The organism is Dyella marensis, from assembly GCF_900112865.1.
GTDB classification, from domain to species: domain Bacteria; phylum Pseudomonadota; class Gammaproteobacteria; order Xanthomonadales; family Rhodanobacteraceae; genus Dyella_D; species Dyella_D marensis_A.
Map to the genome: position 1 here is coordinate 55,859 of NZ_FONH01000013.1, position 14,435 is coordinate 70,293.

7 protein-coding genes are annotated in these 14,435 nt (G+C 66.7%); 1 reads left to right on the top strand and 6 read right to left on the bottom strand.

All coding sequences use genetic code 11. The features are described from left to right. The first annotated feature begins 113 nt into the window (after positions 1–113). Complete coding sequence (locus BM172_RS15650) at positions 114–1,148, top strand: LacI family DNA-binding transcriptional regulator (RefSeq protein WP_026634950.1); 1,035 nt, start codon at positions 114–116, stop codon at positions 1,146–1,148. Positions 1,149–1,245: 97 nt separating this feature from the next. Here BM172_RS15650 and BM172_RS15655 read toward each other — a convergent pair whose 3' ends face one another. From BM172_RS15655 to BM172_RS15680, 6 genes are all read right to left on the bottom strand, one after another. Further along, complete coding sequence (locus tag BM172_RS15655) at positions 1,246–2,739, bottom strand: MFS transporter (protein ID WP_026634951.1); 1,494 nt, start codon at positions 2,737–2,739, stop codon at positions 1,246–1,248. After that, complete coding sequence (locus BM172_RS15660) at positions 2,736–4,898, bottom strand: glucosidase family protein (RefSeq protein ID WP_231504187.1); 2,163 nt, start codon at positions 4,896–4,898, stop codon at positions 2,736–2,738. Before BM172_RS15660 ends, BM172_RS15655 begins: the two co-directional genes overlap by 4 nt. 72 nt (positions 4,899–4,970) lie before the next feature. Beyond that, positions 4,971–6,992 (bottom strand): glycoside hydrolase family 13 protein, encoded by a 2,022-nt coding sequence (locus BM172_RS15665; protein ID WP_051548589.1) that lies wholly within the window; start codon positions 6,990–6,992, stop codon positions 4,971–4,973. A 201-nt stretch (positions 6,993–7,193) separates the two neighbouring features. Next, the gene (locus tag BM172_RS15670; protein WP_081805143.1) at positions 7,194–9,470 is read right to left on the bottom strand and encodes a TIM-barrel domain-containing protein; all 2,277 of its coding nucleotides are present in this window, start codon (positions 9,468–9,470) and stop codon (positions 7,194–7,196) included. Positions 9,471–9,517: 47 nt separating this feature from the next. Beyond that, positions 9,518–11,098 (bottom strand): alpha-amylase family glycosyl hydrolase, encoded by a 1,581-nt coding sequence (locus BM172_RS15675; protein ID WP_051548592.1) that lies wholly within the window; start codon positions 11,096–11,098, stop codon positions 9,518–9,520. A 220-nt stretch (positions 11,099–11,318) separates the two neighbouring features. Next, positions 11,319–14,210 (bottom strand): TonB-dependent receptor, encoded by a 2,892-nt coding sequence (locus tag BM172_RS15680; RefSeq protein ID WP_026634955.1) that lies wholly within the window; start codon positions 14,208–14,210, stop codon positions 11,319–11,321. Positions 14,211–14,435: the final 225 nt, after the last annotated feature.

Sequence of the window (14,435 nt, forward strand, 5' to 3'; positions counted from 1 at the left end):
CCCTCGGGGCTTTCTTTTTTCCCCCGGCGAAAAGACGCCGTAAGCCCAAAGCGGCTAGCATCCCCGCCTGACCCGGCCCCTGCGTCCGCCGGACGAGCAGAAGGTCGCGCCACGTGCAGAAGAAAGGCAAAGCCACTTCCTTCGACATCGCCCACCTGGCGGGTGTCTCCCAGTCGACCGTGTCGCGCGCCCTGCGCGGCAGTCCGCTGGTGAGCGAGGAAACGCGCCTGCGCATCGAGGAGGCGGCCAGCCAGCTCAAGTACAAGGTCGACAAGAACGCTTCCAACCTGCGCACCCGCCACTCCGGCACGCTGGCCCTGCTTCTGTTCGAGGACCCCACCGCGGACGACTCGCACATCAACCCGTTCTTCCTGTCGATGCTCGGCTCGATCACCCGCGCCTGCGCCCAGCGCGGCTACGACCTGCTGGTCTCGTTCCAGCAGCTCTCGCACGACTGGCACGCCGACTACGCCGACACCCGCAAGGCCGACGGCATCCTGCTGCTCGGCTACGGCGACTACCTGGCCTACCGCGACAAGCTGGAAAAGCTGGTGGCTCAAGGCACGCACTGCGTGCGCTGGGGCGCGGTGCTGCCGGACCAGCCGGATGTCTCGATCGGCTGCGACAACTTCCGCGGCGGCCAGGACATCACTACCCACCTGCTGGCTCAGGGCTGCCGGCGCATCGCCTTCCTGGGCGACGCCTCCAGCCATTACCCGGAATTCTTCGACCGCTACCGCGGCTATGCCGACGTGCTGGAGAAATCCGGCCTGGCCGTCGATCCCGCGTTGCAGGTCAACGGCGAAAGCACCGAGCAGTCCGGCTATACCGCGCTGGAAACGCTGCTGGCGCGCGCTGCGAAGTTCGATGCGATCTTCGCCGCCAGCGACCTGATCGCCATCGGCGCCATGCGCGCGCTGGCCGACCATGGACTGAGCATTCCGGGCGACGTCGCCGTGGCCGGCTTCGACGACATCCCCATGGCCAGCTTCGTCAACCCGCAGTTGACCACGGTGCGGCAGGACACGCGCCAGGCGGGCGAGGCACTGGTGGACAACTTGTTGCGCCTGATCCGCGACGAGCCGGCACAGAGCGGGATGCTGCCGGTGAAGCTGGTGGTCAGGAAATCCAGCTTGCGCGGGCACTGACCGCACGACCGACGTAGGTTGGGGTGAGCCGCCGGCGAACCCCAACGGACGATTGGCGTCGTCGCAACGTTGGGGTTCGCCGGCGGCTCACCCCAACCTACGCCGCTACGCCGCACGCACTTGGCTCGCGCACGCGCAGCACGCACAGCCCGGACACAAACAGGCTCGCCCCGCCCAGCACCAGCGCATAAATCGGCTGGCCGTGGAAGAACGCCCGCAGCAGCAGCCCCAACACGCTCGCCGCCAGCAACTGCGGAATCACCACGAAAAAATTGAAGATCCCCATATAGACGCCCATCTTGTGCGCCGGCAGGTTGTCCGACAGCAGCGCATAAGGCAGCGACAGGATCGAGGCCCAGGCGAAGCCCACGCCGACCATCGACAGCAGCAGCCAGCGCGGGTCGTGGATCAGCAGGAAGGACAAGAAGCCCGCGCCGCCCAGCCATACGTTGACCAGGTGGCTGATGCGGATGCCCCAGCGCCGCACCATCCAGGGGATCACGATCGCCGCCAGCGCGGCGAAGCCGTTGTAGGCGGCGAACAGCACGCCGACCCAGTTGGCGCCTTCGTTATAGGCGGCCGAATGCGGATCGCTGCTGCCGTAGTGCACCTGGGTCACGCCCGCCGTGGTGTAGATCCACATCGCGAACAGCGCGAACCACGAGAACAGCTGCACCCAGGCCAGCCGGCGCATCGCCTCGGGCATGCCGAACAGGTCGCCCAGCACCTGCGCGGCCGGACCGCGGCTGGCCGTGCGGCCCAGCCACAGCAGCGCCACGCCGAACACGCTCATGCCGCCGGTCAGCAGGTACAGCTCCTTCTCCAGCCGCATGAATGCCACCACCGCAGTCAGCGCCAGGCCGGCCGCCAGCCACAGCAGGCCCCAGCGCGACGCGGCGGGGCGATCGACCGCCGTCTCCTCCACCGGCGCGTGGTCGAACGCTGCCAGCGTCTCGGGCGGGTATTCGCGCGTCGAGCACACCGTCCACAGCACCGAGCCGAGCAGCACCGCGCCACCGGCATAGAAGGCGTAGCGCACGGTATCCGGGATGCCGCTGACGCCCGGCGCATTGCTCACGCCCAGGCGCTCCAGGATCCACGGCAGCGCCGAGGCCACCACCGCGCCCAGGCCGATGAAAAAGCTCTGCATGGCATAGCCCAGCGGCCGCTGGCGCGGCGGCAGCTGGTCGCCGACGAAGGCGCGGAACGGCTCCATCGACACATTGATCGAGGCGTCCAGGATCCACAGCAGTCCCGCGGCCACCCATAGCGCGGGCGCATTGGGCATCCACAGCAGGCCCAGCGTGGCCAGCACCGCGCCGACCAGGAAATACGGACGGCGCCGGCCCAGCCCCGTCCAGGTGCGGTCGGACAGGTAGCCGACGATCGGCTGCACGATCAGCCCCGACAGCGGCGCCGCTACCCACAGCATGGGAATGTCGCCGACATCGGCGCCCAGGGTCTGGAAGATGCGGCTGACGTTGGCGTTCTGCAGCGCGAAGCCGAACTGGATGCCGAGAAAGCCGAAACACATGTTCCAGATCTGCCAGAACGTCAGCGCGGGTTTTCCGTTCGTCCTGCTCAAGGTCATGGGGCGGTGCTTCCGGGCGCCAGAGGAACGATCAGCATATCGCCGACCTCGGCCCGATTCAGCGGTCCGCCGTCACCGCCCTGCCCGCCGGTGTAATGGGCGAAGTGGGCCAGGTACGACATGTTGAAGCCCGGCGCCAGCTCCACCTTGCAAGGCTGGCCCTGCCTGGCGGCGAAGCTGCCGCGGGTGGAGCGTTGCCGCCCCGCGCTGTGCGGCAGCACCAGTACCAGGGATTGCGCCGGCACGCCTTCGCAACTGACGGTGGCGACCTGCACGGCGGCGGTGATGCCGGTGTTGATCGGGCCGTGGTCGTTGGCGTATTCCAGCGAAAGCTCGAAGCGGCCGCTGGACGGCGCCGTCCACGCACGCGGCCAGGCGCCGCCGATGCGCGCTTCCTCGCCCCGGCACACCGCGGCGCTGTGCAGCGATTCGATGCCGTGTTCGTCCACCCGGGTCAGGCTGAAGCACTGTTGCGCGGCGGTGCGCTCGATCTGCGCATCGCGCACGGTGCCGTGCCGCCCGCCATTGACGTAAAGCACCAGCTCGCCATCCGCCTGGATGCGCCAGCGCTTGCCGTCGGCCTTCACCTTGGGCGCATCCGGCGTGGCGGGGGCGTACAGCGGCGCATCGCGGCGCAGCGGCGGGGCATCGATCTTCACCGCCTTCAGGGCGATCTCGATGCGCTTGCCGTCGCGCCTCTCGCTGCCGGTCACCAGCAGGTTGCCGTCCAGCGTGGACGGCCGCACCAGCACGATCTCCTGGTCGGCCAGGCTCAGGCTGATGCGCTGCCCGTCGCCGAACAGCATCGGCACCAGCGCCACCGGCAACTTCGGCGTGACCTTGCCGTCCTCGCCCAGTCCGAACACGCCCTGGATCACCATGTCCAGGTAACCGCCCACCGACCACAGCTGCCGCGGCGAATCGACCACCGGCCCGCTGAGCGGACCTTCGTCGACATGCACCGCCTGCGTGGCGAGCTCGAAGTTCTCCATGTTGGAGCCGGCCAGCGCGGCACCGCGCATCAGCGAGCGCAATTCATGCTCGATGCGCGCCGGATCGTCGACCGCACGCGCCGCGCGCAGCGCATAGGCGCTGACGAAGGGCCAGATCGCGCGGTTGTGGTAGATCGGCTGGTCCTTGCGCTCCGGCCAGATCACCGGGCTGCCGGCCGCCCAGGTCGGATAAGCCGCCAGCGCCTGGCGCGCCCGCGCGAGATCGGCCACGCCGCTGGTGATCGCCAGCGACAGGCCGAGCAGGTCGTAGGCTTCGTACGGCGCCGGATGATCCACGCCGCCGATGTAGCTCATGTACATGCCGCGATCGGCACGCCAGAAGTGCGCATTGATCGCCTGCTTCAGCGCATCGGCCTGCATCTCGTAGGTCGCCGCCGATTCGCCGCGCCGCGGCGCCAGCTTCGCCGCCAGGCGCAACGCTTCGTAGTGCAGCACGTTGGTCGACAGCGAGAACGATTGCCCGATGAAGGCCACGTTGTTCCTGGTCCACTCCGGATAGGTCTGCTCGCGCCAGTCGAGGAACGAAGTCTCCCCGCGGTACAGGCCCACGGAGGCGTCGAAGACGTAGCGCCGCTCCTGCGCCAGCGTGTCCAGCAACGCGCGCCAGGTCTCGTCGGCAAAAGCTGGGTCGCTGAGCAGATGCCGCGCGCCGAGGAACCACACCACGCGATCCGTGCTGATCGGCCAGCTGCCGCCGGAACCGGTGTCCTGCATCACGTACAACCCATCCGGCACGCCCGGTGCGCGCACGTCGGAGAGCTTGAAGCGCAGCGAGGCTTTTGCACGCGCCGGATCCAGTCGCCACAGCGAGAGATCCACCGCATACGAGAGATCGCGCGTCCACACGTAATGCCACTTCTCGCCGGTCTCGAAGCAGGCGCAGGGGATCGCCTGGCCATGATCGAAGGCGTCGTCGCGGATCGCCTGCACCGAATCCAGCCGCAGATCGTCCTGCGCCATGGCGAACAAGCCGTCGAACAGCGGACTGGCGGTGTGCGCCGCCAGTTTCTGCTTGCCGATGCGGCGCTCGCCGAAGGGGCCATGCAGCATGTAGCTGCCGTCGGAGGCGGTCGTGACGACCGCCTCCTTGCCCTGCCATTCCAGCCTGTCGCGCCAGCTGTCCGCCACGCCCGGTCCGGCGGCCATGATCCCGGCCAGGAGTGCCGCCGTCAGCACGCGAACACCTTGCGCTCGTTCCGCATCGTCATCTGCCTCTGGTCATTGCGCGAGGATCGCGCCGTAGTGCCCGTTGACCGACACCACCACATTGCCGCCGCTCACCGTATACGTGTTGCCGCTCAGCAGGTCGGTGACGGCGCTGCCGTTCGCCATGCTGAGCTGCCAAACCGGAACGGTGACCGAATGAGCCGTGCTGTCATTGTTAAGCGCCACCGCGACGCGATGGCTCGCATCGAAGCGGCCGTAGGCGTACAGCTTGTTGCTGTCATCCGTAAGCAGGCTCATGAACGAGCCGGTGCGCAGCGCCGCGTACTGGTTGCGGATCGCGATCAGCTTCTGCGTCAACGCCACCGCCGCGTTGGTGGTGCTGCCCTGGGTCCAGTCGAACGTCCGGCGATTGTCAGGATCGTTGCCGCCCTGCATGCCGTATTCGTCGCCGTAGTAGATGGTCGGCGTGCCCACGTAAGTCATCTGGAAGATCAGCGCCAGGTAGGTCTTCCAGATATCGCCGCCGGCACGCTGTGCAAAGCGCTGGATGTCATGGCTGCTGAGGAAATTGGCCATGGTCTGCTGCACGTTGCCCGGGTAGTTGGCGCGGGTGCCGTGCAGCCAGCTGTCGAACTGGCTGGCGGGAATCGAGGCGGCGTTGCCGCTGTAGTCATATCCGGTGATCCATTCCGATACAGGTTGGGTGAAGCCGTCATAGTTGAGTGCGCTATCCCATTCCTTGCCGTTGCCGGTCCATGGATTGGCATTGCCCCAGAACTCGCCGAGGATTTCGGCGTTCGCGTTCACCGCTTTCACCGCCGTGCGCAGCTCGGCCATGATCTGGTGGTTGATGGCGTCGCTGCCGTTGTTGCCGCCGGCGTCGATGTACTGCGGTGCGTCCAGGCGCCAGCCGTCGATGCCGTAGGGCGACGACAACCACGTCTTGACCACCGACGAGGTGCTGCCGTAGATCTGGTTGCGCACCGCCGAGCCGCTGGCGCCGTAGTCCAGCTTGGGCATGGTCGAATAGCCGTAGAAGCTGGAATACGTGCCGGGCCACTGCTGGAAGGTGTAGTAGCCGTACCAGGTGCTGGAGGTGGACTCGTACGCGCCCTGCGTGCTCCACCAGTTGTAGCGGTCGAACCACTGGCTGGTATCGCCGGTGTGGTTGAACACGCCGTCGAGCATCACATAGCCCTTGGGGCCGTTGGTGCTGGCATGCACGTCCGCGATCAGCGTCTGCAGCGTCGTATTGCTGCCGAAGGCCGGATCGACGTGGTAATAGTCCTCGGTGTCGTACTTGTGATTGGTCGGCGAGGTGAACACCGGATTGAGATAGACGATGTTCGCGCCCAGCGTCTGCTTGATATAGCCCAGCTTCTGGTCCACGCCGGCCAGGTCGCCGCCGAAGAACACCAGGTTGTTGGAGCCGCTGCCGGTGGCGAACACGCTGCCGCCCCAGGCCACCTTCTGCGTGGACTGCCCGCCATAGCTGTACTGGCCGGTCTGCACGTCGTTGCTGGTGTCGCCGTTGTAGAAGCGGTCCGGGAAGATCTGGTAGATCACGCCGTTCTTCATCCAGTCCGGCGTCTTGAAGCCGGGGATGAGATAGAAATCGCCGGACGAGGGCTCGCTGCTGCTGGTGCCGGCGGCGTTGTACCAGGCGCTGGCGCTGCCGTCGTTGAGCTGGAAGCGGTAGTACTTCTCGGACGAACTGGCCGGCACCGTGCCCTGCCAGTAATCGAACGTGCCCGTCGGGTCGTTCGAGGCCCAGTGCATCGCCACCCAGTGGAAGGCGCCGTCGGCGCTGTCGTAGTACTTGATGTTGGCGCTGGTCAGGTCGCCCTTGAAGCTGCGGAAGGTGAGCGTGACGGTCTGCGCGGAGGTGGGCTCGGGGTGGTCGACGAACAGCGGGCCCTGGTCGTGGAACAGGCCGTTCCATTCGACGTTATTGTCATTGGACGCGGCCTGCGCGGCCCAGGGCAGTGCCAGCAAGGCACAGGCCAGGGCGGTGAGCGCGACGCCGCGGACGGCGCGCATGGAACGGTGCATCGCTTCAGTCGAACGATTCATGTTGCCCCTCTCATCGGTGGATGGAACAACCCCCTTTCACGTGAAACCCCTCCGTCGCGGCATAAAGCCCCTCTCCCTCCGGGAGAGGGGTTGGGGTGAGGGTACAGACGGAGTGGGGCGCACCACTCCGCCCGTACCCTCATCCGGCTGCCGCCACCTTCTCCCGGAGGGAGAAGGATTTCGCCTTTGATGGCGTTTCGCTCATCGCACGGGTGTCAGCGCGATGCGCTCGACCCGCCCCGCCTGCATGCGCACCCAGGTCACCGGACCGAAGCGGTCGGTGCCGCGCGCCCAGCCCGCGCCATCGCGCGCACGCAGCGCCTCTTCGCTGGCGGCTTCGCCCAAAGGCTTGCCGTCGCTGCTGACCGCAGCGGCAGCGATGCCATGCATCTTCACCACGTACCAGGCCAAAGCCGGCTTGAAGCGCCCTTCCGGCGCGGCCGTCTCGAAGCTCACGCCCTGCTGCGTGCGCTGCACGGCCAGCGTCTGCAGGAAGTAGTCGCCATGCTCGTAGCCGTACGTGACGCCATCATCGTCGTAGTACGGGAAGCTGGTGCGCCGGTCGGCCGGAAACACGTCGACCTCGAGTTCGCGCAGCGCATGCTGCCCCACGTAGTCCTCCGGCGCCTGCATCGGCACGATGGCGCCTTCGCGCACGAACAACGGAAGATCCGACCAGCGCTTCGCGTCCAGCGCGTAGTGGATCGTCTGGCCGCCGTCGTGGCTTTTGCCGCTGGCGTAATCGACCCAACGCCCCGCCGGCAGATAGATGTCCTTCGACGCCTGCCCCGCCTCCACCACCGGCGACACCAGCAGATAGTCGCCGAACATCCAGGCGTCCACGTCCTCGCGCACCCTGGCATCGTCCGGCCAGTCGAACAGCAGCGGCCGCACCAGGCCCACGCCGGTGGCGCGGCGCTGGTACTCATAGCTGTAGATGTACGGCAGCAGCGCGTAGCGCAGGCGGATCGCCGCGGTCGCCGCCTTTTCCGCCACCGGCCCGTAGATCCAGGGCTGGCGCTTGATACCCAGCTCGCCATGCACGCGGAAGATCGGCGTGAACGCGCCGAACTGGATCCAGCGCGCGTAGTTCTCCGGCGTCAAACCGCCGGTGACGGGATCGGCCTGCTTGCTGCTTTTCTGGAAACCGCCGCCATCCATGCCCCATTGCATCGCGCCGGCATTGATCGCGCTGAGCATGCGCTGCCGCTGCGCCTTCATGCTGGCGAAGCCGGTGGCGATGTCGCCCGACCACAGGCCGTAGGCGTAGCGCTGCGAGCCCAGATAGAAGTTGCGGTTGATCGACCACACGCGCCGGTTGCCGTAGGCGCGCTGGCCGTCGTACAGCGCACGCTGCATGTTGAGGAACTGCGTGTCGCTGTCCAGCGTATCCGCCTCGTCGTTCCACCAGCCGGCCATGCCAGTGTCGAAGGAATGCTTGAGGGCGTCGTTGAAGAACCACGCGCGGGCCGCGGGCCGGTCGAAATCCAGGTCGCGCACGGTCTGGTGCGAGAAATAATCCGGCGCCGCCTTGCTCTTCGCGGCCCACAGGCCGTGCTCGGTGGCATAGCGGCCCTCGGCCGTGTCCACATGCAGGCGCGGTTTCATGATGCCGGTCAGGTGCATGCCCTTGGCGTCGAGCATGGTCTTGAGGCTGCCGTCGGAACCGCCCGGGAACTTGTCGGGGTTCCAGCGGAACTCGCCGTACGGGTCGGCGCCCCAGGCTTTCCAGTCGAAGTCCAGGGTGAAGTTGTCGATCGGAATGTGGTTTTCGCGATAGGTATCGACCAACTGCAGCAACTCGCGCTGGTCGATGCCCCACTGGCTGTTGGTGAAGCCCATCGCCCATTTCGGGAACAGCGGCGAGCGGCCGCTGACCCGCGCCAGCGCGGCGAAGATCGCCTTGGGTTCGCCAATGAACACATAGACGTCGCCGATGGCCTGACCCTGGCGGCCACGCACGCGCAGCTTGCCGCCATCCAGATCGAAACTAGCGCCTTCGGCGTCGGCCAGCAGGCCGTAGCCGGCCGTGCTCCAGACGAAAGGCGCACCGGCATTGCCTTGCTCGCCGGCTTTGGCCACCTGCTTGCCGTTGCGCTGCAGGCCGCCGTCGGCGCGCTCGAAGGCGCCATAGCCGTGGATGCCATACAGCGGGTCGGTCGCGGCGTGGCGCGCCTGTACTTCGCCACGGCCCAGCGCGGCCAGATCGATACTCAACAGCACGCGCCCATCGCGCTGCACGACCCATGCGCCATCGCGCACGGCCCCACGCAACGACGGGTCGGAGCCGCCCGATGTCTCGCTGTCGAGCGCGGGATCGATCACCACCGTGGGTGGCGCAGGCGCGCCGTCTTTCGGCACGAAGGAAAGCCTGACGATATCCGGCGACAGGTAATGCACCGTCACCGTGCCTTGCGCGACCTGGAATCCGACGGGCGACGGGCGCAGCTCTTCCGAGGCTTGCGCCATCGCCGTCATGGCCAATGCTCCCGACAAAGCCAGTGCCAAGGCGCGCCAGCGCACGCTCACTGCAACACCACCGTGGCATACGCCGGCAGCGTGAGCTGGCCGTTCGCCAGCGTGGCGCCCGGCACGGTATGCAGGCGGATCGCGCTGAACGCCTTGGCGCTGTCGCCGTCGAGCTTGAAGCTGCCCGGCTTGCCCGACAGGTTGTGCACCACCAGCGCGCGACTGTCCGCCGTCGCGCGCTCATAAGCCACCAGCGCAGGCTTGCCGGTGGCGATCACGCGCAGGGCACCGTCGCGCAGCGCCGGCACCTCCACGCGCCAATGGATCAGCGTGCGATACAGGTTGAGCAGCGAATCGGGCTGGTCCCGCTCCGCCTGTACCGACACGTCGCCGCCCTGCTTCACGCTGTAAGTCTTCCAGCGGCTGTCGCCCGGTGCGGCCGGCGTGCGCTGCCAGCGCATCGGCTCGCGCAGGTTCTCGTCCGGCTTGCGGCCGAGCATGCCGATTTCCTCGCCGTAGTAGATGTACGGCCGGCCCGGCAGGGTCAGCAGCATGGCCGCGGCGGTGCGCATATGGTGCAGGTCGCCGCCGAGCTGGCTGAGCACGCGTTCCTGGTCGTGATTGGAGAGGAACGGCGCGTCGGCATAGTCGTCGCCCGCGGCGGCGTGGAAGGCGGCGTAGCTTTCGGTCAGCAACGCCGGCAGCTTGCCGGCCTGCTCCTGCTTCGCACTGGCGATCAGTTGCTCGGCCAGCGGAAAGTCGAACACCGAACCGAGCGCCGGTAGATACGGTGCCAGCTCGCCCGGCTGCCTGGCCGAGACTTCGCCGACCAGATAGACGTCCGGACGCACCTGCCGCAGGCCCTGGCGGAACTCGCTCCACCACTGCGCGTTCTTGCGGATCACCGCGGGCTGGCCGTTGTCGCTCTTGAGGTCGTCGTAGATGTGGCGCGCCGCGTCGAGGCGAAAACCGTCGGCGCCCTTGCTCAGCCAGAACTTGCCGATCGCGATCATCTCGCGCCGCACCGCCGGCTCGTCGTAGTTGAGGTCGGGCATGGCGCCGGTGAAATCGCCCAGGTAGTGCTGCTTGCCGTTGGCGTGCCAGGCCGGACCGTCGACCGCGCTGATCGCCTTCAGGTCGGTGTCCTTGCCGGCCCAGGTGTACCAGTGGCGGTACTGGCTATGCGGATCCAGCGCGGACTTGAACCAGGGGTGCTGGTCGCTGCTGTGGTTGATCACCAGGTCGATGATCACCTCGATGCCGCGCTTGTGCGCTTCGCTCACCAGCTTTTCGAAGTCGGCCATACTGCCGTACTGCGGGTTGATCCCCTCGTAGTCGGTGACGTCGTAGCCGTGGTAGGTGGGCGAGGGATTGATCGGCATCAGCCAGATGCCGCTGACGCCGAGCGATTGCAGGTAATCGAGCTTGGCGGTGACGCCGTTGAGGTCGCCGATGCCGTCGCCGTTGGTGTCGTACCAGGCGCGCACGAAGATCTCGTACCACACGCCGGAACCCTGGGTCTTCGGTGCGGTGGAGGTGGCGACGGGTGGGGTGGAATCGGCGGCGTAGGCGACAGTGGCGCCAAGCGCGAGAGCGAAAGCAACGGTCAGACGACTTAGTGCACGGAACGGCGGCATGGCTTGCTCCTCTGTTACGCCAGACCGAACCTCGACGCCTGGCTGGGAAATCCCTCTCCGATCAGGAGAGGGTGCCGGCAGGCGGGTGAGGGTACGGCCAGCGCGGAACGTTGAGGCTTCGCCGCACCCTCATCCGCCTGCCGGCACCTTCTCCCGACGGGAGAAGGAAATAACTCTGGAGAGCTCGCGCAAGTGAAAGCGCGGCTCTCCCGATGGTTGCTTACAGCTTGAACTCCACGCCCAGGTAGCTGGTGCGGCCGAAGTACTGGATGGTGCCGGTCTGCGACGGATCCGAACCGAAGTAGGTCTTGGTCGGCTGGTCGCTGAGGTTGAGCATCTGGTAGACGATGCGCCACTGCTTGTTGACGTCGTACGAAGCCTGGAAGTCGTACACCGTCTCCGAGGCGAAGGTGACCATCTGGTTGGTCACCGACATCTGCGTATCGGAGGCGAACTTCGAACGGTAGTTGCCGGACAGGCGGGCCGAGAACGGACCGTTGTCGTAGAACACCGCCAGGCTGGCCACGCGCTTGGACAGGCCCGGCAGGCCGATATACGACGTCGCGCCGCCCAGCGTGGTGGGATTGCTCACCGTGCTCTTGGTGTAGGCCGCATTGGCCTGCACGCCCAGGCCCTTCCACGCGCCCGGCAGGAAGCCGGTCTTGGAGAACGAGAACTCCACGCCGCGCACCAGGCCGCCCTTGGCGTTGTAGGCCGTCTGGTACTGGCCGTTGAGATAGGGCTGGCCGGTGGCCGGGTCGGTCGGCACGGTGATGCCGGCCGAGGCGAAGTCGAAGTTGTTGTAGGTCACCGCCTGGACGAACGACTTGATCTTCTTGAAGAACACGCCGCCGCTGATCACGCCGGTGGAGTCGTCGAAGTAGTGCTCGTAGGTGGCGTCGTACTGCGTGGCGCGCAGCGGATCCAGCAGCGGGCTGGTGCCGCCCCACACGTTGTAGTGGCCATTGTCCACCCACGAACCGGAACCGGCCATCATCTGGTTGATCGGCGGGCGCGCCAGCACCTTGCCGGCGGAGAAACGGCCCTGGTCGTTGTCGGTGAAGTGGTAGATCAGGTTCATCGACGGCAGCCAGTCGGAGTACTTCTTGCCGACGGTGAGCGGCGCGTAGTCGAGGCTGGTGTTGCCGTTGCCGTCGGTGATCGGCACGCCGGCGCCGTTGCCGACCTGCTGCAGGCCGTAGCTGTACTGCTTCTGGTGCGAGTAGCGCACGCCGATGTTGCCGGTCAGGTCATGATCGAACAGCTGCGTGGCGATGTCGGCCATGAAGTACAGGTCGCGCGTCTGCTCGTCGACCTGGCCGCTCTGGATCTCCGACCAGCTCTGGTCGGTGATGTTCTTCACCGGGTTGGCGGTGATGCCGTGCGCGGCGAGGATCGCCGGGCCATTGAGCTGCATGAAGCAGGGGTAGCGGGAGAAGTCGCCCTTCCAGCAGGTCCGTTTGGCCGCGCCGGCCGGAATGCTCAGCGGCACGCCCTTGCTCTGGTCGGTGCCCCACTCCGAACCGTAGACGTAGACCTCGCGGTCGGCGTTGTAGTTGTGGTTGTTCGCGTAGAAGCCGAATTCGATCGCCGACAGGAACGAGCTGTTGGGCAGGTCGTACTTCACGTCGGTGCGGAACGCCTTCATCTTGTCGTGATAGATGTAGGGATACACGCCATAGCGCGACAGGCCCAGCGTGCTCAGGTCGGTGTACTGGCCCGGGTTGGCGTACGACACGTTGCCGAGCTGGCGGCCCTTGAGCTGGTAGGTGACCGATTGCGCGGCCAGCGTCGGGTTGGCGGTGCCCAGGCCCACGTAGGGATCGGCGGTGGTGTCGACGTTGATCTGGTTGCTGGAGGCACGCGACAGCGACACGTCAGAATCCACGTGCCAGTTGCCATGGTTCCACTTCAGGTTCAGGCCGCTGGAGAACACGCTGGTGTTCGTCGTGTAGTTGTCCGCGGTGGTCTCGTTGGAGAACTGCTGATTGCCGCCGGTGCCGGTCACCGTGCCGCCGGTCATCGTGCCGTAGGGGCCCAGCACCGCGTTGGTGACGGTGGCGCCGCTCTGGTAGATGTTCTGCGTGCGGAAGCCGTAGCCGAACGAGGTGTTCTTGAACTTCGAGTAGAACGCATCGCCGCTGACGGTCAGCTCGTCGGTGGGCTTCCACACGACGGTGGCGATTTCGCCGGTGCGGCGCTCGCTGCCGCCGTTCTGCTGCAGCTGCAGGCCCTGGGTCAGGTAGGCCTGGCGGCCGTCGGACAGCGTGTACTTGTTGCCGTCGGAAGCCTCGCCCACGAACTGCTCGGACACGTGCGGCTGGTACATCTGCGCCACGCCCAGGCCCACGCCCAGGGTGTTGTCGAGGAACTTGCCCTGGTAGGCCGCGCTCAGGCGATAGCCCTTCGCGCTGGCGCCGGCGACGTCGTTGGCGCGGTCGTTATAGCTGCCGCGCGCGTCGACGTTGAAGTTCTGTTCCTTCGGCGCATCCAGCGGATTGGCCGTCTGCATGCCGATGGTGCCGCCCACGCCGCCGGTGACCAGCGAAGCCTGGGTGGACTTGTACACCGTGGCCATGTTGATCAGCTCGGACGGGTACTGGTCGAACTGGATGTAGTTGCTGCCGCTGGTCGAGGGCTGCTCGCGGCCGTTCAACGTGGTCTGGATGAAGTTGCCCGACAGGCCGCGGATGTTCACCTGCGAGGCCTGGCCGGCGATGCGCTCGGCGGACACGCCCGGCAGGCGGGTCAGCGCGTCGGCGATCGACTGGTCGGGCAGGCCGCCGATGTCGGCCGAGGTGATCACGTTCTGGATGGTGTCGGCGTAGCGCTGGTAGTCGATCGACTTCTGCACGCTGTTGCTGTAGCCGGTCACCGTGATGCCGGCGAGGCTCTTGGCGAGCTGCTCTTCGTTGCTCTTCTTGCGGCCGTCCTGCTGGTCGGACGTCTGCGCAGTGCCGGACTGCTGCGCGTCCTGGGCGGGTGCGGCGGCAGGCTGCGTCGCGGCTGCTGCGCCGTTATCCGCGCCGGCCGGAGCCGCCTGGATGCCGACGGTGAAGCACAAGCCGGCCGACGCCAGCGCCATGGCCAATACGTTGCGTTTCAGGATCACCTTGTCCCCTCCCCAGGGCTTGAATCGTCACTACGGTGCCGGCTCGCGCGGGTGCTGCGGCAGGCTTGCTGTTTAGGTGTGCGCTTTCGCGTGGCGGCCATGGTAGGCCCGGCTTTCCGAGGGGGATGCAGTTATGCATACGTATTCATAGGACGCTTTTTTTGTGCGGTCGTGACAAAAAGCACAGTGCGCGCACGTTGCGCAGGGGCCGTGCGATGCTCGTGC

What these genes read in the sequence shown, in the direction of transcription:
- BM172_RS15655 (WP_026634951.1), bottom strand. Translation starts at nt 2,739, where the DNA reads ATGACCTTGAGCAGGACGAACGGAAAACCCGCGCTGACGTTCTGGCAG.
- BM172_RS15670 (WP_081805143.1), bottom strand. Translation starts at nt 9,470, where the DNA reads ATGACGGCGATGGCGCAAGCCTCGGAAGAGCTGCGCCCGTCGCCCGTC.
- BM172_RS15660 (WP_231504187.1), bottom strand. Translation starts at nt 4,898, where the DNA reads ATGGCCGCCGGACCGGGCGTGGCGGACAGCTGGCGCGACAGGCTGGAA.
- BM172_RS15665 (WP_051548589.1), bottom strand. Translation starts at nt 6,992, where the DNA reads ATGAATCGTTCGACTGAAGCGATGCACCGTTCCATGCGCGCCGTCCGC.
- BM172_RS15675 (WP_051548592.1), bottom strand. Translation starts at nt 11,098, where the DNA reads ATGCCGCCGTTCCGTGCACTAAGTCGTCTGACCGTTGCTTTCGCTCTC.